General features: G+C 64.5%; 22 protein-coding genes. 14 read left to right on the top strand and 8 right to left on the bottom strand.

The window, feature by feature from the left end; genetic code table 11:
• Positions 1-111 precede the first annotated feature (111 nt).
• Positions 112-1,701, top strand: coding sequence for a trimethylamine methyltransferase family protein (locus FJW06_RS09370; RefSeq protein WP_140750859.1), 1,590 nt, complete (start codon positions 112-114; stop codon positions 1,699-1,701).
• Between the two features lie 78 nt (positions 1,702-1,779).
• Here the strand turns inward: FJW06_RS09370 and FJW06_RS09365 are convergent, their stop codons facing one another.
• Both FJW06_RS09365 and FJW06_RS09360 read right to left on the bottom strand, forming a co-directional pair.
• Positions 1,780-2,178, bottom strand: a complete 399-nt coding sequence (locus tag FJW06_RS09365) for a hypothetical protein (RefSeq protein ID WP_140750857.1) — start codon at positions 2,176-2,178, stop codon at positions 1,780-1,782.
• 128 nt (positions 2,179-2,306) lie between these two features.
• A complete protein-coding gene (locus FJW06_RS09360; RefSeq protein WP_140750855.1) occupies positions 2,307-4,112 on the bottom strand; it encodes an IlvD/Edd family dehydratase in 1,806 nt (601 codons plus the stop codon).
• Positions 4,113-4,263: 151 nt separating this feature from the next.
• On the opposite strand from FJW06_RS09360, the gene FJW06_RS09355 reads away from it, so the two are divergent.
• Positions 4,264-4,713, top strand: a complete 450-nt coding sequence (locus FJW06_RS09355) for a carbon monoxide dehydrogenase subunit G (protein ID WP_140750853.1) — start codon at positions 4,264-4,266, stop codon at positions 4,711-4,713.
• Between the two features lie 18 nt (positions 4,714-4,731).
• Here FJW06_RS09355 and FJW06_RS09350 read toward each other — a convergent pair whose 3' ends face one another.
• Positions 4,732-5,904 carry an Mrp/NBP35 family ATP-binding protein gene (locus tag FJW06_RS09350; RefSeq protein WP_140750851.1) on the bottom strand — a complete coding sequence of 391 codons (1,173 nt, stop codon included), beginning with the start codon at positions 5,902-5,904 and terminating at the stop codon, positions 4,732-4,734.
• 253 nt (positions 5,905-6,157) lie between these two features.
• Between FJW06_RS09350 and FJW06_RS09345 the strand changes: the two genes are divergently transcribed.
• Positions 6,158-6,535: a VOC family protein gene (locus FJW06_RS09345; protein ID WP_140750849.1), complete on the top strand. Its 378-nt coding sequence runs from the start codon at positions 6,158-6,160 to the stop codon at positions 6,533-6,535.
• Positions 6,536-6,560: 25 nt separating this feature from the next.
• Here FJW06_RS09345 and FJW06_RS09340 read toward each other — a convergent pair whose 3' ends face one another.
• A complete protein-coding gene (locus FJW06_RS09340) occupies positions 6,561-7,565 on the bottom strand; it encodes an inorganic phosphate transporter (RefSeq protein WP_140750847.1) in 1,005 nt (334 codons plus the stop codon).
• Between the two features lie 3 nt (positions 7,566-7,568).
• Entirely contained in the window at positions 7,569-8,210 is a 642-nt protein-coding gene (locus FJW06_RS09335; RefSeq protein WP_140750845.1) for a DUF47 domain-containing protein, read from the bottom strand.
• A gap of 160 nt (positions 8,211-8,370) precedes the next feature.
• Between FJW06_RS09335 and FJW06_RS09330 the strand changes: the two genes are divergently transcribed.
• The 11 genes from FJW06_RS09330 to FJW06_RS09280 all read left to right on the top strand — a co-directional run bounded on the left by FJW06_RS09330 (position 8,371) and on the right by FJW06_RS09280 (position 20,342).
• On the top strand, positions 8,371-9,270 hold the full coding sequence (locus FJW06_RS09330; RefSeq protein WP_140750843.1) for a LysR family transcriptional regulator: 900 nt from the start codon (positions 8,371-8,373) through the stop codon (positions 9,268-9,270).
• Between the two features lie 191 nt (positions 9,271-9,461).
• Positions 9,462-9,941 carry a formate dehydrogenase subunit gamma gene (locus FJW06_RS09325; protein ID WP_140543094.1) on the top strand — a complete coding sequence of 160 codons (480 nt, stop codon included), beginning with the start codon at positions 9,462-9,464 and terminating at the stop codon, positions 9,939-9,941.
• Positions 9,938-11,494 carry an NADH-quinone oxidoreductase subunit NuoF gene (locus tag FJW06_RS09320; protein WP_140750841.1) on the top strand — a complete coding sequence of 519 codons (1,557 nt, stop codon included), beginning with the start codon at positions 9,938-9,940 and terminating at the stop codon, positions 11,492-11,494. The genes FJW06_RS09325 and FJW06_RS09320 overlap by 4 nt, the downstream gene beginning before the upstream one ends.
• Before the next feature lie 10 nt (positions 11,495-11,504).
• Positions 11,505-14,417 carry a formate dehydrogenase subunit alpha gene (gene fdhF, locus FJW06_RS09315; protein ID WP_140750840.1) on the top strand — a complete coding sequence of 971 codons (2,913 nt, stop codon included), beginning with the start codon at positions 11,505-11,507 and terminating at the stop codon, positions 14,415-14,417.
• Positions 14,418-14,420: 3 nt separating this feature from the next.
• Positions 14,421-15,251 (top strand): formate dehydrogenase accessory sulfurtransferase FdhD, encoded by an 831-nt coding sequence (gene fdhD, locus FJW06_RS09310; protein ID WP_140750838.1) that lies wholly within the window; start codon positions 14,421-14,423, stop codon positions 15,249-15,251.
• Complete coding sequence (locus tag FJW06_RS09305; RefSeq protein WP_140750836.1) at positions 15,241-15,528, top strand: formate dehydrogenase subunit delta; 288 nt, start codon at positions 15,241-15,243, stop codon at positions 15,526-15,528. Before fdhD ends, FJW06_RS09305 begins: the two co-directional genes overlap by 11 nt.
• A 151-nt stretch (positions 15,529-15,679) precedes the next feature.
• Positions 15,680-17,233: an alpha/beta fold hydrolase gene (locus tag FJW06_RS09300; RefSeq protein ID WP_140750834.1), complete on the top strand. Its 1,554-nt coding sequence runs from the start codon at positions 15,680-15,682 to the stop codon at positions 17,231-17,233.
• Positions 17,234-17,341: 108 nt separating this feature from the next.
• Positions 17,342-17,815 carry a carboxymuconolactone decarboxylase family protein gene (locus tag FJW06_RS09295; protein WP_140750832.1) on the top strand — a complete coding sequence of 158 codons (474 nt, stop codon included), beginning with the start codon at positions 17,342-17,344 and terminating at the stop codon, positions 17,813-17,815.
• An 80-nt stretch (positions 17,816-17,895) separates the two neighbouring features.
• On the top strand, positions 17,896-18,258 hold the full coding sequence (locus tag FJW06_RS09290; protein ID WP_140750830.1) for a nuclear transport factor 2 family protein: 363 nt from the start codon (positions 17,896-17,898) through the stop codon (positions 18,256-18,258).
• Positions 18,259-18,287: 29 nt separating this feature from the next.
• Positions 18,288-18,602: a hypothetical protein gene (locus tag FJW06_RS09285; protein WP_140750828.1), complete on the top strand. Its 315-nt coding sequence runs from the start codon at positions 18,288-18,290 to the stop codon at positions 18,600-18,602.
• A gap of 330 nt (positions 18,603-18,932) precedes the next feature.
• Positions 18,933-20,342, top strand: coding sequence for an FAD-binding oxidoreductase (locus tag FJW06_RS09280; protein WP_140750827.1), 1,410 nt, complete (start codon positions 18,933-18,935; stop codon positions 20,340-20,342).
• Positions 20,343-20,540: 198 nt separating this feature from the next.
• Here the strand turns inward: FJW06_RS09280 and FJW06_RS09275 are convergent, their stop codons facing one another.
• The 3 genes from FJW06_RS09275 to FJW06_RS09265 form a co-directional block, all read right to left on the bottom strand.
• Positions 20,541-21,968, bottom strand: coding sequence for a gamma-aminobutyraldehyde dehydrogenase (locus tag FJW06_RS09275; protein ID WP_140750825.1), 1,428 nt, complete (start codon positions 21,966-21,968; stop codon positions 20,541-20,543).
• A gap of 145 nt (positions 21,969-22,113) precedes the next feature.
• Positions 22,114-22,929, bottom strand: coding sequence for an ABC transporter permease (locus tag FJW06_RS09270; RefSeq protein WP_140750823.1), 816 nt, complete (start codon positions 22,927-22,929; stop codon positions 22,114-22,116).
• A complete protein-coding gene (locus tag FJW06_RS09265) occupies positions 22,919-23,824 on the bottom strand; it encodes an ABC transporter permease (protein WP_181178201.1) in 906 nt (301 codons plus the stop codon). The genes FJW06_RS09270 and FJW06_RS09265 overlap by 11 nt, the downstream gene beginning before the upstream one ends.
• Between the last annotated feature and the right edge of the window lie 210 nt (positions 23,825-24,034).

The raw sequence follows: 24,034 nt of genomic DNA, 5'->3' as shown, positions 1-24,034 counted from the left end.
GGCTGTACCAATGCCGGCGGCATAGTCGGGGCCAGAAGGGGATGAGGCAAGCCGATGGTGGACCAACCGCCGCGTGCCGCCTCGCAGACAAGACAAAGGTGGAGTGCTTCCATGTCAGTGGCTCTCGAGAAGCAGGAATCGTCGTCGGACCAGCGTTCGCGGCGGTCCGGCGGGCGCGAAGCGCGCCGCGCAATGCGGGCGGCGCCCTTGGCCGACGATATCCGTCCGGTGCGATCGGGGCTTGAAGGCGGCAGCTATGGCCCATTGAGCCAGAACGACCGGGAACGCATCCACGAAGCGGTGCTGACCCTCCTGGAGACGGTCGGCTTCGCCAACGCCATCCCCTCCTGCATCGAGGCGCTGACCCGGGTCGGCGGCATCTATGGCGACGACGGCCGCATCCGGTTGCCTCGCGCGCTCGTGCTGGACACGATCAAGAAGGCGGCGCGCAACTTCACCCTCTACGGCCAGGATCCGAAGCACGACATGTTGATCCAAGGCAAACGCGTGCACTACGGCACGGCGGGCGCGGCGGTGCATCTGGTCGATGTCGAGAAGCGCGAATATCGCGAATCGCTGCTGCAGGATCTCTACGACGCCGCCCGTCTCGTCGACGGGCTGGACAACATCCATTTCTTCCAGCGCACCATGGTGCCGCGCGACATTCCCGACCCGCTCGATATGGATTTCAACACGCTCTATGCCTGCGTGATGGGGACCTCCAAGCATGTCGGCACCTCGTTTACGGTACGCGAGAACGTTAAGTCGGCGCTGGAAATGCTCTATGCGATCGCCGGCGGCGAGGAGAATTTCCGGGCGCGGCCATTCGTGTCGAATTCGAATTGCTTCGTCGTGCCGCCGATGAAGTTCGCCGAGGACGCCTGCGGCGTGCTCGAAGCCTGCGTCGAAGGCGGCATTCCGATCCTGCTGCTTTCCGCCGGCCAGGCCGGCGCCACCGCACCGGCGGCGATTGCCGGCGCCGTCGTGCAGGCGGTGGCGGAAGTGCTGATGGGCCTGGTCTATGTCAATGCGATCAAGCCTGGGCATCCGGCGATCTTCGGCACCTGGCCGTTCGTCTCCGACCTGCGCACCGGCGCCATGTCCGGCGGCTCGGCCGAGCAAGCGGTGCTGACCGCGGCCTGCGCGCAGATGGCGCAATATTACGATCTGCCCGGCGGCTCGGCCGCCGGCATGTCGGACTCCAAGCTGCCCGACATCCAGGCCGGCTACGAGAAGGGCATCACCAATGTCATGGCGGGCTTGTCCGGCCTGAACCTGGTCTATGAATCGGCGGGCATGCATGCCTCGCTGCTCGGCTTCTGCCTGGAAAGCCTGATCATCGACAACGACATGCTCGGACATTGCCTGCGCTGCGTGCGCGGCATCGAAGTGACCGACGACGCGCTGTCGATCGACACGATCGCCGATGTCTGCCTCAAGGGTCCCGGGCATTATCTCGGCAACGACCAGACGCTGAAGCTGATGCAGACCGAATATTTCTATCCCGCCGTCGGCGACCGGTTCTCGCCCAAGGAATGGAACGAAAAGGGCCGGCCCGATATCCTGTCGCGGGCGATCGCGGAGAAGAAGCGCGTGCTTGCCGAGCGTTTCCCGCGCCATGTCTCGCGCCTGCTCGACGACAAATTGCGCGCCCGCTTCGGCGAGATGATTAAGTTGCCGCGCAGCAAGATGGGCGGCTAGGAGACATCGATATTCGGGTGAGGCCGGCCTGCAAATGGCGGTCTCCTGCGCTTCCGGTGCTCGTCTCCTACCTGCCGGTCAATCGGCCCTCAACTCGTAGCGTTCAACCACTTCTGGGTTGATCAGCTTGGCGTGCAGCGTCATCAGCACGATCCGCGCATCAAAACTGTCGCCGGCCTCGAGTGCCGCCTCGATGCGGCGCTCGACCGCCAAAGTCGACTCACGGCCATTGGCCTGCTCGAATACCTGCGGCCCGGCGACGCAATAGCCGCAGAGCTGCGCCACGGATCGATAGGCGTCCGCCGGCGGCTCGTCGGGCCAGCGGTCGTTCATCAGATTGAGGATGGTGAGCTTGACGCCTTCCGGCACCAGGGCCGGATGCAGATCGGCCACGCGTAACGCCTCGTCGAGCTGGCGCAGATCGCTGGAACGGCCGAACATGCCGAGGAAGCCAAGGGAAGAACGCCGTTTCGCCAAAATAGTCTCTGCCCTTCGCAGCCTGCCGGGATCGACCTTATCTGTGGGCTGAGCGTGGCCGAAACAAGGGCATAAAAAGGACGGCCCGCCGGTGGCGAGCCGTCCTCATTATTTAGCCAGCTACACGATCAGTGATTGTCGCGCGGCACGCCGCTGGTATGGGCGACGTCCTGGTATTTCACCGCAGGCTTCAGTACCATGCCGGCCGAGAACTGGTCGACTATGCCGCGCTGGATCTCCTGCCAAGGCGTCTGGTGCTTGGGGTAGTGATAGCCGCCATTGCTTTCGAGCTCGGCCCGTCGCCTGGCGAGTTCCTCGTCGCTGATCAGAATGTTGGCCGTGGCCTTTTTCAGGTCGATGCGGACGCGGTCGCCGGTCTTAAGCAGCGCCAGGCCGCCGCCGACCGCCGCCTCCGGCGAGGCGTTGAGGATCGACGGCGAGCCGGACGTGCCGGACTGGCGGCCGTCGCCGATGCAGGCCAGAGAATGGATGCCCTTCTTGATCAGGTAGGCCGGCGGCTGCATGTTTACCACCTCGGCGCCGCCCGGATAGCCGACGGGGCCGGCGCCGCGCATGAACAGGATCGTGTGCTCGTCGATGCCCTGCGCCGGATCGTCGATGCGGGCGTGGTAGTCCTCGGGCCCATCGAAGACCATGGCGTTGCCCTCGAAAGCCTCTGGATCGTTCGGGTTGGAGAGGTAACGCTCACGGAATTCCGGCGAGATGCCGCTGGTCTTCATGATGGCGGAATCGAACAGGTTGCCCTTGAGATTGATGAAGCCGGCATTGGCCTTCAGCGGCTTGTCGGCGCTGCGGATCACGTCATGGTTCTCGTTGACGGCATCCTTGCAATTGTCGCCGATCGTCTTGCCGTTTGCCGTGATCGCGTCCGCATGCGGCAGGAGCCCGGCCTTCATCAATTCGGCAATGACCGCCGGCACGCCGCCGGCATGGTGGTAGTCCTCGCCGAGATACTCGCCCGTCGGCTGCAGGTTGACGAGGAGCGGCACGTTGAGGCCGATCTTCTGCCAGTCGTCGTTGTCGAGCGGCACGCCGAGATGGCGGGCAATGGCATTCAAGTGGATCGGAGCATTGGTGGAGCCGCCGATCGCCGAATTGACGACGATGGCGTTCTCGAAGGCCTGGCGCGTCATGATGTCTGACGGCTTCAGGTCCTCATGCACCATGTCGACGATGCGCTTGCCCGTCTCGTAGGCGATCTGGCCGCGCTCGCGATAGGGCGCTGGGATAGCGGCCGAGCCCGGCAGTTGCATGCCGAGCGCTTCCGCCAGCGAGTTCATCGTGGTGGCGGTGCCCATGGTGTTGCAATAACCCGTCGAGGGCGCCGAAGAGGCGACGATGTCCATGAACTCGTCATAATTGATCTCGCCGGCCGAGAGCCTTTGCCGGGATTCCCAGACGATGGTGCCCGAGCCGGTGCGCTTGCCCTTGTGCCAGCCGTTGAGCATGGGGCCGACCGACAGGGCGATCGCCGGAATGTTGACGGTGGCAGCCGCCATCAGCAGCGCCGGCGTGGTCTTGTCGCAGCCGATGGTGAGCACGACGCCGTCGAGCGGATAGCCGTAGAGCACCTCGACGAGGCTGAGATAGGCAAGGTTGCGGTCGAGCGCGGCGGTCGGGCGCTTGCCGGTCTCCTGGATCGGGTGGCATGGGAACTCGAAGGGGATACCGCCCATCGAGACGATGCCTTCGCGCACGCGCTTGGCGAGATCGAGGTGATGCCGGTTGCAGGGCGAAAGATCGGAACCGGTCTGCGCGATGCCGATCAGCGGCTTGCCCGACATCAGCTCGGCGCGGGTCAGGCCGTAATTCAGATAGCGCTCGAGATAGAGCGCCGTCATGCCCGGATTGTCGGGATTGTCGAACCACTCCTGGGAGCGAAATTTCTTCTTCTTGGTGGGGGCGCCTGCCATGGTGGTCTCCGTATTTGTATGACAAATCGATATGACAACGCGCGGGCTCAAGCAAGAGGCAGGCGCTGCCCGAACCCGGACTTTGGTGCGATAGACTTGTTTCGGCCCGCGCGCTACGACCAATCGGCATCAGCAAATCGAGGAGGTCTTGATGGCTTTGGTGATCGAAGGCGAGGAGCGGATCGCCGCACCGGTCGAGAAAGTGTGGAAAGCCCTCAACGACCCGGAAATCCTGAGGGAGGCCATTCCCGGCTGCCAGAGCCTGGAAAAGAACTCGGACACCGAGATGGCGGCGACCGTGGTGCTGAAGATCGGCCCGATCAAGGCGACCTTCAACGGCGAAGTGACGCTGAAGAACCTGAAGCCGCCGCATTCCTATACCATCCAGGGCGAAGGCAAGGGCGGCATTGCCGGCTTCGCCAAGGGCGGCGCCGACGTGACGCTGACCGCCGACGGGGCGGACTCGACAGTGCTCAAATATGCAGCCAAGGCCGAGGTCGGGGGCAAGATCGCGCAACTCGGCAGCCGGCTGATCCAGTCGACATCGAAGAAGCTCGCCGGGCAGTTCTTCTCGACCTTCGGCGAGAAAGTCGGCGCCTGACCCTTCAGGAGAAAGGGATTACTCGAACACGATGCTCGGCACCGCGGCTTCGGCCGCGCCTCGCTCTTCCTGGACCCGATCCCAGACCTTCGAGGCGATGTCGCGGTAGATTTTCGCCTCTGCGCCCGCCGGCTGGGAGGCCACGACCGGCGCACCGGCGTCCGAGCTTTCGCGAATGCCCATTTCCAGCGGCACCTCGCCGAGGAAGGTGACGCCGAGGCGCTCGGCCTCGCGACGCGCGCCGCCATGGCCGAAAATGTCATAGCGCTTGCCGGTGTCGGGGGCGAGGAAATAGCTCATATTCTCGACGATGCCGAGCAGCGGCACATCGACCTTCTTGAACATGTTAAGGCCCTTGCGCGCATCGATCAGCGCCAGGTCCTGCGGCGTCGAGACGATGACGGCGCCGGCAAGCGGCACCTGCTGGGCCATGGTGAGCTGGGCGTCGCCGGTGCCGGGCGGCATGTCGACCACCAGCACGTCGAGCGGGCCCCACTCGACCTCGCGCAGCATCTGTGTCAGCGCCGACATCACCATCGGGCCGCGCCAGATCATCGGCGTCTCCTCGTCGACGAGGAAGCCCATCGACATCACCTTGAGGCCGTAATTCTGCATCGGCTTCAGCACCTTGCCGTCGACGGTCTGCGGCCGGCCATGGATGTTGAGCAGCCTGGGCATCGATGGGCCGTAGATGTCGGCATCGAGCACGCCGACCTTCAGCCCGTTGGCGGCAAGGCCGAGCGCCAGGTTGACCGCCGTGGTCGACTTGCCGACGCCGCCCTTGCCGGAGGCGACCGCAATGATGGCGTCGATGCCGGGCACGCCGCGCTTGCCGTGGCTTTGCGAGGCGGGCGCGTGCGGCGCGGGACGTTGTGCCGGCGGCGGAGTTGCGGGCCGCGGAGGCGCCGGACGCGGCTGTACAGGCGCTTCCATGCCGCCGCCCTTCTTCTCCGCCGTCAGCGCGACGACGGCGCTGACGACACCGGGGATGGCCTTTACTGCGCGCTCGGCGGCGGCGCGCAGCGGCTCCAGTTCCTGGGCGCGCGCGGCGGGAACGGTGATCGAGAAGAAGACCTTGGAATCGGCGATGAAGATCTCCGAGACCATGCCGAGGTCGACGATGTTGCCGGTGAAGTCCGGCCCGTTCACCGTCTTCAGGCGCTCGACAACGGATTCCTTGGTAATGGACATGAGCTTTTTCCCAGGCGTTTGCCGGGTCAGATAATGCAGTTCCCGGGGAGAACCAAGCTTGGGAACGACATATGCAGCGACATGCCTTCAAAAACTTGCACGCGCCTGTCGGGTTTCACAGGCGCGTTTCGTCTTCCAGACAGACGGATGCCAATTGCGCAGGCTGCGGTCGCCGGAAGACGGCGCAACCCTATTTTCCCGGTTTCCGGCGCGGCGGCCAAAACGGAGCAGCCGACAGAGAAAGGAGAAACCCATGCTCGCAAACAGCAACGCCACTGCCAATCTCGCGGTCAAGGACTTGGAGAAGGCCAAGGCTTTCTATGCTGGAACGCTAGGTCTCAGCCAGGTGGACGACATGGGCGGCGAACTGGTCGTCTATAAGAGCGGCGACACGCTCATCAACGTCTACCATTCGCAATTCGCCGGCACCAACAAGGCGACGGCGGTGACGTGGGCCGTCGGCGACCGGATCGAGCCGATCGTCAAATCGTTGAAAGCGAAGGGCGTCACTTTCGAGCATTACGACATGCCCGGCCTGACGCTCGAGGGCGACATCCATGTCGGCTACGGCATGAAGGTCGCCTGGTTCAAGGATCCCGACGGCAATATCCTGAACCTTGCGGGCGAATAGTGACGCGGCCCGGATCCAGGCCGCCTCATGCGGCCAATCGCGTCGCGAGATAGGTCAGCGCCGAGATCGCCGCCGTCGCCGGCAAGGTGACCACCCAGGCGACGACGATGTTGCCGGCGATGCCCCAGCGCACGGCCGAGACGCGGCGGGCGGCACCCACGCCGATGATGGCGCCGGTGATGGTGTGCGTCGTCGAGACCGGGACACCGAGCCATGTGGCGGCGAAAAGCGTTATGGCGCCGCCGGTCTCGGCGCAGAAACCCTGCATGGGGTTCAACCGCGTGATCTTCGATCCCATGGTGTGGACGATGCGCCAGCCGCCGAGAAGCGTGCCCAGCGCCAGCGCCGACTGGCAGGTCAGCACCACCCAAAGCGGCACGTGGAAAGTCGGGCCGAGCGCGCCTTGCGAATAGAGCAGCACGGCGATGATGCCCATGGTCTTCTGCGCGTCGTTGCCGCCGTGCCCAAGCGAATAGAGCGAGGCGGAAAAGAACTGCAGCACGCGAAACGTATTGTCCACGGCGAACGGCGTCTGGCGCACGAACAGCCAGGAGACGATGAGAACCAGGACGAGCGCCAGCACGAATCCGGTCGCCGGCGAGAGCACGATGGCCGCGACCGTCTTGCCGAGTCCCGACCAGACGATGGCGCCGGTTCCGGCCTTGGCGACGCCGGCGCCGACCAGTCCACCGATCAGCGCGTGCGAGCTGCTCGACGGAATGCCGGCGACCCAGGTGACGATGTTCCAGACGATGGCCCCGACGAGCGCCGCGAAGATCACCGCCGGCGTGACGATGCTGGCGTCGACGATGCCTTTTCCCACCGTCTCGGCGACATGCAAGCCGAAGAACAGGAAAGCGATGAAATTGAAGAACGCGGCCCAGAACACCGCGCAATGCGGCCTCAGCACACGGGTGGAGACGATGGTCGCGATCGAATTGGCGGCATCGTGCAGGCCGTTGAGAAAATCGAAGAACAGCGCCACGGCGACGAGGCCGACCAGCAGGGGAAAAGCGATCGTTGCTTCCATCGCCTAAACGTTCTCGATGACGATGCCGCTGATCTCGTTGGCGACATCCTCGAAGCGGTCGACCACTTTCTCCAGCTGGCCATAAATCTCCGAGCCGATCAGATAGGCCATGGCGTCGCCGCGGCCGTGCCGCTTGAACAGGTCCTTCAGGCCCTGCTCGTGCAGATCGTCGGCGCGGCCCTCGACACGCATCACCTCCTCGGCGATGGCGTTAAGGCGCGCCGCGTTGGCGCCAACCTTGCCGAGCAGAGGGATCGCCTCCGCGACCAACCGGGCAGCCTGGACGATGACCCCGCCCATTTCCTGCATCAGCGGGTCGAACTCCCTCACTTCGAACAGTTTCACTGTCTTGACGGTCTTGTGCATCATGTCGATGGCGTCATCCATCGACTGGATCAGGTCCTTGATGTCGCCGCGGTCGAAGGGGGTGATGAAGGAGCGCCTGACGGCAAGCAGGACCTCGGCTGTGATGCCGTCGGCCTCGTTTTCGAGATCGACGATCTTCTGGCACCAGCGGTCGATGTCCTTGCCCTGGAGAAGCTGCTCGAGGGCCTCGGCGCCGCCGACCACGGTGCGCGAATGCCGCTCGAACAGATCGAAGAAGCGATCCTCGCGCGGCAACAGCTTGTGAAACCAGCCCAGCATCTTGTCCCTCCTTGCCTCCGCCCTACCCCACATAGCGCCCCGCGCCGCGCGGGAAAACAGATAGCCGGCTCAAAAATGTGGACGAGACCCGATTGGGGATGTGTCTTGCGAAGCAAGGCGATTTCCCCGACCTTGGGCTGAACGCCGCGGATCGGATAGCATGATCGACAAGCTGGAATTCTTCATCGCTCTGGCCAAGGAGGAGCATTTCGGCCGGGCCGCGGAAGTCTGCGGCGTCACCCAGCCGACGCTGTCGGCCGGCATCAAGCAACTCGAGGAGCAGCTGGGCGTCATGCTGGTGCTGCGCGGCTCGCGTTTCCAGGGCCTGACGCCGGAAGGCAAGCAGGTGCTGGGCTGGGCGCGCCGCATCGTCGGCGACTCCCGCACGATGCGCGAGGAGATGCGGGCGGCGCGCCACGGCCTGTCCGGGCGCATCCGCATCGCCGCAATCCCGACGGCGCTCGCCATGCTGGCGCGTCTGACGACGCCGTTCCGCGAAAAGCATCCAGGCGTCACCTTTTCGGTGCTGTCGCGCACATCCATCGAAGTGCTGTCGCTGCTCGGCAATTTCGACGTCGATGCCGGCATCACCTATCTCGACAACGAGCCGCTGGGGCGCGTCACCAGCGTGCCGCTCTATGACGAGCGCTACCAGCTGATCACGGCAGTCGGGAACCCCTATTCCGACCGCGACAAAGTGACGTGGGCCGAGATCAGCCATCTGCCGCTCTGCCTTTTGACGCCGGACATGCAGAACCGCCGCATCATCGATCAGCATCTGGCGGAAGCCGGCGTGCAGGTGCGGCCGACGCTGGAATCGAATTCGATGATAGTCCTGTTCTCGCACATAAGGACCGGCAAATGGTCGTCGATCATGCCGCTCAACCTTGCGGAAACATTCGGCTTTTCCGAGCCCATCCGGGCGATCCCGATCGTCGAGCCGGATGCCAGCCACACCGTCGGGCTGGTGGCGGCGCCGCGCGAGCCGCACACGCCGCTGGTGCAGGCGCTTCTGGACGAGGCGATGGCGCTGGCGGACGATTTCCGCGCCCACCGCTAGGCTAGACATGCGAGCCGCGGGATCTTGATAGAAAATTTCTATCAAGCAACGGAAGCGCTTTATTGATTTCGGAGGTTTCCTCTGATTTCGTAAGGACTTAGCGATATTGCGCCTATGCATGTCGTTGCCTCGAAACCGCTCTATATGCTGAGGTGACATACATTGGCCGCCACGACCAGGGAGGGCGCTGCGTGACCATGCAGGCCGCAAGTACCGAGATCGCGTCGCGCACGGCGGCGATCATTGACGAGATGAAGGGCCTCGAAGGCCCGCTGCTGCCGATCCTGCACAGCATACAGGAAGAGTTCGGGCACGTTCCGAAGGACGCTCTGCCGGTGATCGCCGATGGGCTGAACCTGTCGCGGGCCGAGGTGCACGGCGTGGTCAGCTTCTATCATGATTTCCGCGCCAAGCCGGCCGGACGGCACGTGCTGAAGCTTTGCCAGGCGGAAGCCTGCCAGTCGATGGGCTCGGAAGCGGTCGCGGCCAAGGTCAAGCAGCTGCTCGGCATCGATTTCCATGAGACCGCGCGCGATGGATCGGTTACATTGGAGCCGGTCTACTGCCTCGGGCTTTGCGCCTGCTCGCCGTCGGCGATGCTCGACGGCGAAGTCATCGGCCGGCTCGACGACGAGAAGATCGAAGAGATCGTCGCGGAGGTGCGTTCATGATCCCGCGCATCTATATCCCGGCAGACTCCGGCGCGCTGGCGCTCGGTGCCGAAAAGGTCGCCAGGGCGATCGAGAAGGAACTGAAGGAGCGCGGCGTCGAAGCCAAGATCGTGCGCAACGGCTCGCGCGGCGCCTATTTCCTGGAGCCGATGGTCGAGGTGGCCACGGCCGAGGGCCGCGTCGCCTACGGGCCGGTCAAGCCGTCCGACGTCAAGAGCCTGTTCGACAGCGGCTTCCTCAAGGGCGGCCACCACAAGCGCTGGCTGGGCGCGCCCGATAAGATCCCCTTCTTCGCCAAGCAGACGCGGTTGACCTTCGCGCGCTGCGGCATCAACGATCCGCTTTCGCTCGATGCCTATAAGTCGCTGGGCGGCCTGCGCGGCCTGCAGAATGCAGTGGCGATAGCGCCTGCGGACATCGTGAAGCAGGTTACCGAATCCGGCCTGCGCGGCCGCGGCGGCGCAGGCTTTCCGACCGGCATCAAGTGGAAGACGGTGCTGGATACGGCAGGCGCGCAGAAATACATCGTCTGCAACGCCGACGAGGGCGACAGCGCCACTTTCGCCGACCGCATGATCATGGAAGGCGATCCGTTCGTGCTGATCGAAGGCATGGCGATTGCCGGCATCGCCACCGGCGCGACCAAGGGCTTCGTCTATATCCGCTCGGAATATCCGCATGCGGTGGCGACGATGAACAAGGCCGTGGCGATCGCGCGCAAGGCGGGTGTGCTGGGCCTCAATGTGCTGGGCTCCCCTAACGCCTTCGACATGGAAATCCGCGTCGGCGCCGGCGCCTATGTCTGCGGCGAGGAAACCTCGCTCCTGAACAGCCTCGAGGGAAAGCGCGGCGTGGTGCGCGCCAAGCCGCCGCTGCCGGCAATTCAAGGGTTGTTCGGCAAGCCGACGGTGATCAACAACGTGATCAGCCTGGCCTCGGTGCCTGTCATCATGGACAAGGGCGCCGCCTACTACAAGGATTTCGGCATGGGCCGCTCGCGCGGCACGATTCCGATCCAGATCGCCGGCAACGTCCGGAATGGCGGCCTGTTCGAGACGGCCTTCGGCCTGACGCTCGGCGAAATTGTCGACGAGATCGGCGGCGGCACGGCTTCGGGGCGGCCGGTGAAAGCGGTCCAGGTCGGTGGTCCGCTCGGCGCCTATTTCCCGCGCGCCTTGTTCGACACGCCCTTCGACTACGAGGAATTCGCCAAGCGCGACGGGCTGATCGGCCATGCCGGTATCACCGTGTTCGACGATACGGCCGACATGATGAAGCAGGCGCGCTTCGCCATGGAGTTCTGCGCCATCGAAAGCTGCGGCAAGTGCACCCCTTGCCGCATCGGCTCGACACGTGGCGTGGAGGTTCTGGACAAGGTCGCCGCCGGCATCGAGGCGGAGAAGAACCTCGCTCTGGTCACCGACCTCTGCAACACCATGAAGTTCGGATCGCTCTGCGCGCTGGGCGGCTTCACGCCCTACCCGGTGATGAGCTCGATCACGCATTTCCCCGAGGATTTCAAGCCCGCGCCGGCGCGCGTGGCGGCTGAATAGGAGCTGGCAGATGAACATCAAGGCCGACTTCCCGACACTCATCGAAGAGATCGACTACGGAACGCCGGAGTCGAAAGCGACCAAGCAGGTCACGCTGACCGTCGACGGACAAAGCGTCACCGTGCCGGAAGGCACCTCGATCATGCGCGCGGCGATGGAAGGCGGGATCGAGATCCCGAAGCTCTGCGCCACCGACATGCTGGACTCTTTCGGCTCCTGCCGCGTCTGCCTGGTCGAGATCGAAGGGCGCGGCGGCACGCCGGCCTCCTGCACGACGCCCGTGGCCGAGGGCATCGTGGTGCGCACGCAGTCGGACCGGCTCGATGCGATCCGCCGCGGCGTCATGGAGCTCTATGTCTCCGACCATCCGACCGGCTGGAACGAGAAAGCCGGAACCGGCGCCAGCGAGTTCGACGCGGTGGCGAAGTCCGTGGGTCTCACCGAGAACCGTTACGGCGTCGAAGGCCGCAACCACGTCAAGCAGGAAGGCGGCGTCGCGCCCGGCCATGGCTCCTTGGCCGTCGACTACATCGCCCGCGACGAATCCAACCCCTATTTCACCTACGACCCGGCGCAGTGCATCGTGTGCTCGCGCTGCGTGCGCGCTTGCGAGGAGGTGCAGGGCACCTTCGCGCTGACCATCGAGGGCCGAGGCTTCGAATCGCGCATGGTCGCCGGCATGCATGAGGACTTCATCGCTTCCGAATGCGTCTCCTGCGGTGCCTGCGTGCAGGCCTGCCCGACGGACGCGCTGCGTGAGAAGACGGTGCTGGAAAAGGGTATGCCGGAGCGCTCGGTCATCACCACCTGCGCCTATTGCGGCGTCGGCTGCTCGTTCAAGGCCGAGGTGAAGGACGACGAGGTCATCCGCATGATGCCCTATAAGGAGGGCAAGGCCAATCACGGCCATAGCTGCGTCAAGGGCCGCTTCGCTTATGGCTATGCCACGCACAAGGACCGCATCCTGTCGCCGATGATCCGCGAGAAGATTTCCGATCCCTGGCGCGAGGTGAGTTGGGAAGAGGCGATCGCCCACACGGCGAAGGAATTCCGCCGCATCCAGTATCAGTATGGACGCACGGCGATCGGTGGCATCACCTCCTCGCGCTGCACGAATGAGGAGACCTACCTCGTCCAGAAGCTGGTTCGCCAAGGCTTCCGCAACAACAATGTCGACACCTGCGCCCGCGTCTGCCACTCGCCGACCGGCTACGGTCTCGGCCAGACCTACGGCACCTCGGCCGGCACGCAGGATTTCGATTCGGTCGAGTTCACCGACGTCGCCGTCATCATCGGCGCCAATCCGGCTTCCGCCCATCCGGTGTTCGCCTCGCGGCTGAAGAAGCGGCTGCGCCAGGGCGCCAAGCTGATCGTGATCGATCCGCGCCGCACCGAGATGGTCAAGTCGGCGCATGTCGAGGCGGACTACCACCTGCCCTTGAAGCCCGGCACCAACGTGGCGGTGCTGACGGCGCTGGCGCATGTCATTGTCACCGAGGGCCTTTATAACGAAGCGTTCGTGCGCGAGCGCTGCGACTGGGCCGAGTTCCAGGACTGGGCCTCCTTCGTCGCCCTGCCGGAAAACAGTCCCGAAACCGTCGGCAAGCTGTCCGGCGTCGATCCGGAAGCCATCCGGGGTGCCGCGCGCCTCTATGCCAAGGGCGGCAATGGCGCGATCTATTACGGCCTCGGCGTCACCGAACATAGCCAGGGCTCGACCACGGTGATCGCCATCGCCAACCTCGCGATGGCTACCGGCAATATCGGCCGTCCGGGCGTCGGCGTGAACCCGCTGCGCGGCCAGAACAATGTCCAGGGCTCCTGCGACATGGGCTCTTTCCCGCATGAACTGCCGGGCTATCGCCACATCTCCGGCGACGCGGTGCGCGACATCTATGAGAGCCTGTGGGGGGTGAAGCTGGACGACGAGCCGGGCCTGCGCATCCCCAATATGCTGGACGCCGCTGTCGACGGCTCCTTCAAGGGCATTTACATCCAGGGCGAGGACATCCTGCAGTCCGATCCCGACACCAAGCATGTGGCCGGCGGTCTCGCCGCGATGGAATGCGTGGTGGTGCACGACCTCTTCCTCAACGAGACGGCGAATTACGCGCATGTCTTCCTGCCGGGCTCGACCTTCCTGGAGAAGGACGGCACCTTCACCAACGCCGAGCGCCGCATCAACATGGTGCGCAAGGTGCTGGAGCCGAAGGCGCGCTACGCCGACTGGGAAGCGACGCAGGAGCTTGCCCGCGCCATTGGACTGGACTGGAATTACACCCATCCGTCACAGATCATGGACGAGATCGCCAAGACGACGCCGAGCTTCGCCGGCGTCTCCTTCGAGCTGCTCGACCGTGTCGGCTCGGTGCAGTGGCCTTGCAACGAGAAGGCGCCGCTCGGCACCCCGGTCATGCATGTCGACGGCTTCGTGCGCGGCAAGGGCAAGTTCATCCGCACCGAATATGTAGCGACGGACGAACGGACCGGCCCGCGCTATCCGCTGCTGCTCACCACCGGACGTATCCTGTCCCAGTACAATGTCGGCGCGCAGACGAGGCGCACCGGAAACATCGTCTGGCATGCCGAGGACCGACTGGAGATCCATCCACATGACGCCGAAGTCCGCGGCGTCCGCGACGGCGACTGGGTGCGGCTGGCAAGCCGCTCGGGTGAAACGACGCTGCGCGCGCTGATCACCGACCGCGTCTCGCCCGGCGTCGTCTACACGACCTTCCACCACCCGGATACGCAGGCCAATGTGATCACCACCGACTTCTCGGACTGGGCGACCAACTGTCCGGAATACAAGGTCACCGCCGTGCAAGTGGCGCCGTCCAACGGCCCGACCGACTGGCAGAAGGACTATAACGAACAGGCTAAGCAGAGCCGGCGCATCGCACCGCTGGAAGCGGCGGAGTAGTTCTTGGCCGCGCGCCGCAAAGCCACGACGCAAATCTCGCGGCTGGCGCATCGCGCCGGCGGCACCGCGGCCGCGAACCGCATGGTGCCGGAAGAGACGCCGGTGGCGTTATCCTTTGCCGGCACCACGCACGCGGTGATGATGGCGAGCCCGGCCGACTTCGAGGATTTCGCGCTCGGCTTCTCGCTGACGGAAGGCATCATCGCCGACCCAAAGGAGATCGAGGCGATCGAAGTCGAGGATCTCGGCGCCGGCATCGATATCCAGATCCGGCTGAAGGACCAGGCCAACACGCGCTTCCAGGCACGGCGGCGCAGGCTCGCCGGGCCGGTCGGCTGCGGCTTGTGCGGCATCGAATCCATCGAGGAAGCGATGCGCTCGGTCGACTCTGTCGCTGCGTCAAAGCTTACGCTCGATGCCGAAGACATCACCCGTTCGGTCAGGCTTTTGTCGACGGTCCAGCCGCTGCACACCGAAACCGGCGCGGTGCATGCCGCAGGCTTCTATGTTCCCGGCAAGGGCATCGTGATGGCGCGCGAGGATGTCGGCCGCCACAATGCGCTGGACAAGCTCGCCGGCGCGCTCGCCAAGGCCGGCATCGACGGCGCCAGCGGCGCCGTCGTGGTGACCTCGCGCGTCTCGGTCGAGATGGTACAGAAGACGGCGGCCATCGGCGCGCCGATCATCATGGCCGTCTCCGCGCCGACCGCGCTTGCCATCCGCACAGCGGAGGCCGCCGGCATGACGCTGGTGGCGCTGGTTCGCGGCAACGATTTCGATATTTTCACCCACCCCGAACGGGTGGCTTCCGGAGTTGCCAAGCATGTCGCATGACGAAGACCACATCGCCAGCACCAAGGAAAAGCTGGTGCGCATGGCCAACCAGATCGCCACCTTCTTCCATTCGAAGCCGCGCGAGGAAGGCATCGCCGGCGTTGCCGAGCACATCAACAAGTTCTGGGAGCCCAGGATGCGGCGGCAGTTCTTCGAGCTGCTCGACGGCGACGCGGAGGATTTCGATGAACTGGTGATCGCCGCCTCGGCCAAGATCAAGCGGCCACTGACGCCGGAGCAGGCCGACAAGAGCCTTGGCTACGCCGGGCCGGCATAGGCTGGAGGCCGTTTCGCGCTGGTGGCGCGAACGCGGTCCCGGCGGCGCCAAAGATACTTACATTCCAACTCTCTAAAGTTTGTCTGCCGCAAGCGGCCTGCCTCTGCTATGCTTGACGCCAGGAAGTCGTCTGGCCGGCGGGGTAGTTTGCGTGAGGCCGATCGAGACCAGATACGCCCGTAGCGGAGAGGTGCGGATCGCCTATCAGGTGGTCGGCCAGGGATCGTTCGATCTGGTCTTCGTGCCGGGCTTCATCTCCAATCTCGACCTGCATTGGGAAGACGAAGGCTACAGCCGCCTGTTGAAGCGGCTCTCGGCCTTCTCGCGGCTGATCCTGTTCGACAAACGCGGCACTGGGCTTTCCGACCGCGTCGACAGCCGCCACCTGCCCAGTCTCGAAACACGCATGGACGACGTGCGGGCGGTAATGGACGCCGCCGGCAGCGGCCGGGCGGCGATTCTCGGCGCCTCGGAGGGCGCACCGATGACGATGCTGTTCGCCGCAACCTATCCGAAGCGGACGCGGGCGCTGGTGCTTTACGGCGGCTACGCGCATTTCCACAAATGGGTAATGCCGCCGGAACGGCTGGAGGCCTTCATAGAGACGGCGGAGACGTCGTGGGGCACCGGCGCGACCTTGCCCAATTTCGCGCCGGGCCGGGTCGACGATACCCACTTCACCCAGTGGTGGGCCCGGTTCGAGCGGCTTTCGGCCAGCCCGACGGCCGCGGCGGCGCTTGCCCGCATGAACGCGGCTGTCGACGTGCGCGACATGCTCGAAACGATCAGGGTGCCGACGCTCCTGATCCATCGTCGCAACGACGCCCGAGTCGACCCCGAGGCCAGCCGCTTCCTGGCCAGGAAGATCCCCGGCGCCCGCCTGGTCGAGATCTCCGGTCGCGACCACCCGATCTGGACCGGCGACGTCGACCGCGTGGCCGACCTGATCGAGGAATTCCTGACCGGAGAGCCGGCGGTGGCCGATGTGGAACGCGTGCTCGCGGCACTTCTGGTGACACGCATCTACGACACCGCGCGGCTTGGCGATCGCTTGTGGAGCGAACGCAGCCTGCGCTTCCAGGAGAACTGGCGCATGCTGATCGGCCGCCATGGCGGGCGCGTCGCCGGCACGCATGGCGAGCTGATGATCGCGCGCTTCGACGGCCCGGCCCGCGCCGTGCGCTGCGCGGCGCTGCTGCGCGAGGCGGCCCAGGAAATCGGCGTGGCGAGCGCGCAAGGGGCGCATGTCGGCGAGATCGAGGTGCGGGGACCACCAACGGGTTTGACGGCGCGTGTGACGATGCAGCTTGCCGCTCACGCTGAACGCGGCCACATCCTCTGCTCACGGCTGGTCGCAGACCTGGCTGCGGGTTCCGGGCTGCATTTCACCGATGCCGGGCGCATCAGCCTCGATGAGTTGGACGAGCCGCTCGCGCTGGTGCAGGTGACGGCCGAACAGCATCTGGAGCCGGCCTGCCGTCCCAAGCCCAAGCCGGCCGAGCCGACGACGCTGACGGCCCGCGAAAGCGAGGTGGTGAGCCTGATCGCCGACGGCAAGAGCAATGCCGCGATCGCCGCCGAGCTCAGCCTCAGCGAGCATACGGTCAAGCGCCATGTCGCCAACATCTTGCTCAAGCTCGACCTGCCGTCGCGCGCGGCGGCGGCGGCGTTCTCGGTCAGGCATGCTGGCCCGGACGGGCCATGAGGGGCATGGCGCTTTCGGGCGAAGCGGTCGAGGCGCCCTAGGAGGTATCTGTCCTTCCCATGCAGGCCAGGCGATGCAGCCACGAAGGCACTGCGAATGGAGGATGAAATGCTGAAACTCAGTCGCAAGATCGGATTGCTGGCATTTGCCGCGGGCGCATTGCTGGCCGTCTCCCCGGCGATGGCCGAAGACGCTTCCGCCACCGCCGCCTACAAGGACATCCAGGCGACGCTCGGCACGGTGCCGGACATGTTCAAGACCTTGCCGGATGTGGCGGTGGCCGGCGCCTGGGCCGAAATCAAGGGCGTTCAGCTCAATCCGAACACGGCCCTCAACGGCAAGACCAAGGAGTTGATGGGTCTCGCGGTCGCCTCGCAGATTCCCTGCCAGTACTGCATCTACTTCCACACGCTGGCGGCCAAGGCCAACGGCGCGAGCGACGAGGAGATCAAGGAGGCCATCGCGATGGCCGCGATCGTGCGCCACTGGTCAACGATGCTCAACGGCAGCCAGGTCGATCTGGCGACCTTCAAGAAGCAGACCGACGACCTGTTCGCGGCAGTCAAAGCCAAGTCGCAATGAAGAAATCCCTGCCCGGCAATAAGCGCAGGGCGGCACTTTCGCACATCAACCGCCCAAGACGATGGGCTATGGAGGATGACATGCTGACCAAGACGGGAAACGTGGACGGCGCCGCGATCAAGAAGGCGATCGAGGGCCGCGACGGCAAGCTCTTGTCGAGCTTCTACCACGACGATGCGCTGGTGCGAGTGATCGACCGCAACAATCCGCCGAGCAAGCCGCGCGAGATCCGCGGCCGGGCGGCGATCAGCACCTTCTGGGACGACATCTGCAGCCGGGCGATGACCCACAAGGTGGATACCACCGTGGCCGAGGGCGACAACCTCGCCTTCATGCAAGCCTGCGCCTATCCGGACGGCACGAAAGTGTACTGCGCGGCAATGGTGGAGCTGAAGAACGGGCGGATCGCGCGGCAGACCGTCGTGCAGGCCTGGGACGAATAGTCAACCGCAGGTCAGGGAGGAGAAAGAACATGTTCAGCGCCAGATGGCAGATCGACGCCAAGTTCGGTCACAAGCAGACCGCGCTCGAGCTGATGCGCAAATGGGAGCGTGAGATCGGCTCGCAGGTCGGACTCGCCGACCTGAAGTTCCAGCTCATGACCGGTTCCGTGGGCGCGCGCGAAGCGACGATCGAGGCGCACCACCAGGTCGAAAGCCTGGCCCAGTTGGAGGAATTCTTCGCCAAGATCGCCAAGATCGATGCGCACGCCAAATGGGGCAAGGAGCTGGAGCCCTATGTGGTGTCGGGCACCAGCAAATGGACGATCTTCCGGATCGTGGAGTAGCTGCACCGAAGAGCCGGGGCCGGAAGGCCCGCCGGCGAGCACGAAGGCGCGAGTGGCCGTGACGCGAGCGGGGCGCTCGTCATCAGATTGACAAGGCCAAGGACCGAGCATCCCAGCACAGGCAGCCCAGCGGCGGCTTGGTTGTCTTGTTCATGGCTCGCGCGGGCCATGCCCCGCTGGTCCTTTCCGGCGAAGCGGCGCGCGCCGGATTGGTGCACTGTGCTGTTCCTGCACCATCCAACGCACCCGCCCGTCGAGGCGCCATAACGAAGCAACAAATGCGTCGCGCCGACGCCGCATGGCGTTGGGCGCAATCAAGGGAGCAAATCGATGACCGACGAAACCCATGCAAAACTGCGTGAAAGACTGCGCGGAGAGGTGATCCTGCGTGAGGATGCCGGCTATGACGAGGCCCGCAAGGTCTATAATGGCATGATCGAAAAGCGGCCGCTGCTGATTGCGCGCTGCGCCGATGCCGCCGACGTGATCGCCTCCGTTAAATACGCGCGTGACAACGACCTGCTGATCGCCGTGCGCGGCGGTGGGCACAACGGCGCCGGGCTGGGGATTTGCGACAACGGGCTCGTCATCGACCTGTCGATGATGAAGGGGGTCCATGTCGATCCGAAAACGCGCACCGTGAGGGTCGAACCCGGCTGCAATTCGGGTGACGTGGACCACGCCACCCATCCTTTCGGGCTCGCTGTTCCGGCCGGGATCGTCTCGACCACCGGCGTTGCCGGCCTGACGCTTGGCGGCGGAACGGGCTATCTCACCCGCAGACACGGCCTCACCATCGACAATCTGGTCGAAGCCGATCTGGTGCTGGCCGATGGCAGCGTGGTGACGGCCTGCAAAGCCGAGAACCCCGACCTGTTCTGGGCGCTTCGGGGCGGCGGCGGCAATTTCGGCGTCGTGACGAGCTTCCTGTTCCAGGCCCATCCCGTGAGCATGATCTTCGGCGGCCCGGTGTTCTGGGAGGCCAAGGACGCCCTGGCGGTCATGCAGACCTATCGCGACTACCTGCCGGAGGCGCCGGAAGACCTTGGCGCCTTTGTCGGCCTGAAAACCGTTCCCTCGACCGATCCCTTCCCGCGCGAATATTGGGGCAAGCGCGCCTGCGCCATCATTTCCTGCTACAACGGCACCGAGGAGGATGGCCGCAAGGCCATGGCGCCGCTGCTCGACACTCTGCCCCCGCCGATCTTCAACTGGATGGGCGTGATGCCGTTCCCGGCCTTGCAGGCAATGTTCGACCCGCTGCTTCCGAAGGGCCTGCAGTGGTACTGGAAGGGCGATTTCGTCAAGTCGCTTCCCGACGAAGCCATCGCGACCCATATCGCGCAGGCCGCCGCGGCGCCGAGCGAATTGTCGCTCATGCATCTCTACCCAATCGACGGCGCCGTTCGACGCGTCGGCAAGGACGAGACGGCATGGAATGCGCGCGACGCGACCTGGTCGATGGTCATCGCGGCCATCGATCCCGATCCGGCCAAGGCCGCCGACCTCACCAAATGGGCCAAGAACTACTGGGCGAGCATCCATCCCCATAACGGCGAAGGCGGCTATGTGAATTTCATGATGGACGACGAAGGAGAAGCACGCGTGCGGGCGAGCTACGGCGCGAACTACGAGCGGCTGAGCCAGGTGAAGCGCACCTATGACCCCTTCAACGTCTTCCGGGTCAACCAGAACATCAAGCCCGCGACATCGGAGGTGCAGGGCAGGACCGCTGCTTAGTTCTTACGCTGATCCCCGCCGGCGCAGGGATCGTCGCGCCCAGGTTGGATTGCCGCCGAATCGCTGTCTGCATTTGGCGGCAATCCAGGTGAAGGATGAATGAGCGCCAAGCTTCACCTCTCACCCGGTGTTCCAACCGATTTGCGAAGGGCAATCGGGGCAAATCCGACATTCCCGCAAGGGGAGAGCTAAAGGCGCCTAACCGTGCGCCACCATTACGTGGCGGACGGCGGTGTAGTCTTCCAGCGCGTAGAGCGACATGTCCTTGCCATAGCCGGACTGCTTCAATCCGCCATGCGGCATCTCGTTGGTCAGCATGAAGTGGGTGTTGATCCAGGTGCAGCCATATTGCAGGCGGGCGGCGGTCGCCATGGCGCGCGAGACGTCTTTCGTCCACACCGACGAAGCAAGGCCATAGTCGCTGTCATTCGCCCAGTTCACCGCCTCGTCGACATCCGAGAAACGGGTGACCGAGACGACCGGACCAAACACCTCGCGGCGTACGATCTCGTCTTCCTGCAGCGCGCCGGCGACAACCGTCGGCTGGTAGTAGAAGCCCGAGCCCTCGCCCGGCTTGCCGCCGGTGGTGATCTCGATGTGCTTCAATTCCGAAGCGCGCTCGACGAAGCTCGATACGCGGTCGCGCTGACGGCGCGAGATCAGCGGGCCGATCTCGTTCTCGGTGTCCTCGGGCTGGTTGTATTTGATGGTCGAGACAGCGGAGGAGAGGTCGGCGACCAGCTTGTCGTAGATCTTGTTGCCGGCATAGATGCGGCAGGCGGCGGTGCAGTCCTGGCCGGCATTGTAGTAGCCGAAGGCGCGCAGGCCGTTGACCACGGCGCCGAGGTCTGCATCGTCGAACACAATCACCGGCGCCTTGCCGCCGAGCTCCAGATGCGTACGCTTGACCGACTTGGCGGCCGCCTGCAGCACCTTCTTGCCGGTGGCGACGTCGCCTGTGATCGAGATCATGTTGACCTTGGCATGATTGATCAGCGTGTTGCCGACGCTGTCGCCACGGCCGAGCACGACGTTGACGACGCCCTCGGGCAGTATCTCGGCAAGGACCTTTGCCAGCTTCAGTGCGGTCAAGGGCGTCTGCTCCGACGGCTTGAACACGACCGTGTTGCCGCCGCCGATCGCCGGCGCCAGCTTCCAGGCCATCATCATCAGCGGATAGTTCCAGGGCGCGATGGAAGCGACGATGCCGACCGGATCGCGCCTGACCATGGAGGTGTGCCCCGGAATATATTCGCCGGCGACCTGGCCGGGCATCGAGCGCACCGCCCCGGCAAAGAAACGGTAGCAGTCGACGATCGCCGGGATCTCGTCATTGAGCACGGCGTTGATCGGCTTGCCGCAGTTCAGCGCTTCGAGCGCGGCGAACTCCTTCGCCTCGGCCTCGATGCGATCGGCAATCTTGAGCAGGTATCCCGAGCGCTGCGCCGGCGTGGTGCGCGACCAACCGACGAACGCCTTCTCGGCCGCCGCCACCGCGGCTTCGATCTGCGCCGGGCTCGCTTCGGGCAGATTGAGGATCGTCGCGCCGGTCTTCGGATTGAGGATCGGCTCCTCGGTTTCGGTGCCCTTCTCGAATTTCGAGCCGATCAGCATCTGGGTGTCCATTGGGTTCCTCCTTGAAAGGAAGTGAATGATTAATGGTCAGTAGTAATTAGTGAGTAATGAGTAGTGAGTAGTGAGTAGTGAGTAGTTGATCAGAGCCCACCCATTGTCCTTCCATTCACCACTCACTAATCACTACTCACTTTTTTCATTTTCCACTTCCCGCGATCTGATCGCCGTCACGGGTCAGGTAATAGGCAAAGAGGATCGGCAGCAGCGTCACCAAGACGACGACCATGGCCACGACATTGGTGACCGGGCGCTGGCGCGGGCGGATCAGTTCCTCAAGCATCCAGATCGGCACGGTCTGCTGCTGGCCGGCGGTGAAGGTGGTGACGATGACCTCGTCGAAGGACAGCGCGAAGGCAAGCATGCCACCGGCAAGCAATGCGGTCGCGATGTTCGGCAGCACCACATGCCGGAAGGTCTGAAAACCGTCGGCGCCGAGGTCCATGGAAGCCTCGATCATCGAGCCCGAGGTCCGGCGGAAGCGGGCGACGGCGTTGTTGTAAACGACGACCACGCAGAAGGTGGCGTGGCCGAGCACGATCGTCCAGAACGAGAACGGGATGTCGGCCAGCGCGAAGGCGGAGCGCAGCGCGATGCCGGTAATGATGCCGGGCAGCGCGATGGGCAGGATAACCAAGAGGGAGATGGCCTCGCGGCCGAAGAAGCGCGTTTGCGAGACGGCGGCCGCACAGAGCGTGCCCAGCACCAGCGCGATCGCCGTGGAGATCGCCGCGACGCGGACCGACAGCGACAGCGCGTCCCAGACGTCCGGCCGGTTCCAGGTGACGGCGAACCACTGCATGGTGAGGCCTGGAGGTGGCCAAACGAAGCTCTTCTCCTCCGTCGTGAAGGCGTAGACGAAGATCAGCAAGATCGGCAGATGCAGGAAGAGCAGGCCGCAGGCGGCGGCGATCTTCAGGCCGAGCGGAGCGGATTGGCCACGGTCAGAGCGCATCGAAGGCCCCCATGCGCTTGGCGCCCCAGAGGTAGAAGCCCATGATGACGATGGGCACCACGGTGAAGGCGGCTGCCAAGGGAATGTTGCCGGCGGTGCCCTGCTGCGAATAGACGGCCTGGCCGATGAAGAGCCGCGAGGTACCGATGATCTGCGGGATGATGTAGTCGCCGAGCGTCAGCGAGAAGGTGAAGATCGAACCGGCGACGATGCCCGGCAGCGCCAGCGGGAACAGCACGTTGCGGAAGGTCTGTCCCGGCGAGGCGCCGAGATCGGACGAGGCCTCGACCAGATTGCCGGGCACGCGCTCCAGCGCCGCCTGAACCGGCAGGATCATGAAGGGCAGCCAGACATAGACGAAGACGATGAAGGTGCCGGTGAAAGAGACCGACAGCGAGTTGCCGCCGACGATCGGCAGCGACAGCCAACCGTCGAGCAGCCACAGAAGGTTCAGCTTGGCGAGCAGCCAGGTGAGAATGCCTTCCTTGGCGAGGATCAGCTTCCAGGCGTAGATCTTGACCAGATAGCTCGACCACAGCGGCAGCATGACGCCGAGATAGAACAGCGCTTTCCAGCGGCCGCGCGCATAGCGCGCAGCGTAATAGGCGATGGGGAATGCGATGATCGCCGAGGCGAGCGTGACCAGCGCCGCCATCGTCACCGTACGCAGGATGATGTCGAGATTGGCGGCCTGGAACAGGTCGCCATAGGTCTTCAGCGTGAACTGGCGATTGATCAGGCCGGAGAATTCATCGATCGAGAAGAAGCTCTGTGCCAGCAGGGCAAAGAGCGAGCCGATATAGACGATGCCCAACCAAAGCAGTGGCGGCGCGAGCATCAGGGTGAGCAGGAATTTCGGCCGTCGCCAGAAGAGATCGGAGAGCGCGCCGCGCATGCCGCCGCTGCCGGGCAGGATGGCGGGGGTGGGGCTGGATTGAACAGCGGCGATGGTCATGGCGCCACCACGTGTTGAAGGGCATTGTGGGGGAAGCCGAGATCCTTCGCGCCCTCCTCTGGCCTGCCGGCAATCTCCCCCACTTGGGGGGAGATCACCCGTCGCCTGCGATTTCGCCAATCACCAACGTCGGAAGGATGCGTGGGGCGC

It is taken from the genome of Mesorhizobium sp. B4-1-3 (genome assembly GCF_006439355.1).
Taxonomy (GTDB): domain Bacteria; phylum Pseudomonadota; class Alphaproteobacteria; order Rhizobiales; family Rhizobiaceae; genus Mesorhizobium.
Note: the sequence above shows the minus strand (reverse complement) of the source record. Positions and strands in the feature narration are given on the sequence as shown.

Excerpts from the sequence above, each read along its gene's own strand:
- FJW06_RS09370 (WP_140750859.1), top strand. The coding sequence starts at position 112 with ATGTCAGTGGCTCTCGAGAAGCAGGAATCGTCGTCGGACCAGCGTTCG.
- FJW06_RS09360 (WP_140750855.1), bottom strand. The coding sequence starts at position 4,112 with ATGGCAGGCGCCCCCACCAAGAAGAAGAAATTTCGCTCCCAGGAGTGG.
- FJW06_RS09355 (WP_140750853.1), top strand. The coding sequence starts at position 4,264 with ATGGCTTTGGTGATCGAAGGCGAGGAGCGGATCGCCGCACCGGTCGAG.
- FJW06_RS09350 (WP_140750851.1), bottom strand. The coding sequence starts at position 5,904 with ATGTCCATTACCAAGGAATCCGTTGTCGAGCGCCTGAAGACGGTGAAC.
- FJW06_RS09345 (WP_140750849.1), top strand. The coding sequence starts at position 6,158 with ATGCTCGCAAACAGCAACGCCACTGCCAATCTCGCGGTCAAGGACTTG.
- FJW06_RS09340 (WP_140750847.1), bottom strand. The coding sequence starts at position 7,565 with ATGGAAGCAACGATCGCTTTTCCCCTGCTGGTCGGCCTCGTCGCCGTG.
- FJW06_RS09335 (WP_140750845.1), bottom strand. The coding sequence starts at position 8,210 with ATGCTGGGCTGGTTTCACAAGCTGTTGCCGCGCGAGGATCGCTTCTTC.
- FJW06_RS09330 (WP_140750843.1), top strand. The coding sequence starts at position 8,371 with ATGATCGACAAGCTGGAATTCTTCATCGCTCTGGCCAAGGAGGAGCAT.
- FJW06_RS09320 (WP_140750841.1), top strand. The coding sequence starts at position 9,938 with ATGATCCCGCGCATCTATATCCCGGCAGACTCCGGCGCGCTGGCGCTC.
- fdhF (WP_140750840.1), top strand. The coding sequence starts at position 11,505 with ATGAACATCAAGGCCGACTTCCCGACACTCATCGAAGAGATCGACTAC.
- FJW06_RS09305 (WP_140750836.1), top strand. The coding sequence starts at position 15,241 with ATGTCGCATGACGAAGACCACATCGCCAGCACCAAGGAAAAGCTGGTG.
- FJW06_RS09295 (WP_140750832.1), top strand. The coding sequence starts at position 17,342 with ATGCTGAAACTCAGTCGCAAGATCGGATTGCTGGCATTTGCCGCGGGC.
- FJW06_RS09290 (WP_140750830.1), top strand. The coding sequence starts at position 17,896 with ATGCTGACCAAGACGGGAAACGTGGACGGCGCCGCGATCAAGAAGGCG.
- FJW06_RS09285 (WP_140750828.1), top strand. The coding sequence starts at position 18,288 with ATGTTCAGCGCCAGATGGCAGATCGACGCCAAGTTCGGTCACAAGCAG.
- FJW06_RS09280 (WP_140750827.1), top strand. The coding sequence starts at position 18,933 with ATGACCGACGAAACCCATGCAAAACTGCGTGAAAGACTGCGCGGAGAG.
- FJW06_RS09275 (WP_140750825.1), bottom strand. The coding sequence starts at position 21,968 with ATGGACACCCAGATGCTGATCGGCTCGAAATTCGAGAAGGGCACCGAA.
- FJW06_RS09270 (WP_140750823.1), bottom strand. The coding sequence starts at position 22,929 with ATGCGCTCTGACCGTGGCCAATCCGCTCCGCTCGGCCTGAAGATCGCC.
- FJW06_RS09265 (WP_181178201.1), bottom strand. The coding sequence starts at position 23,824 with ATGCGCGGCGCGCTCTCCGATCTCTTCTGGCGACGGCCGAAATTCCTG.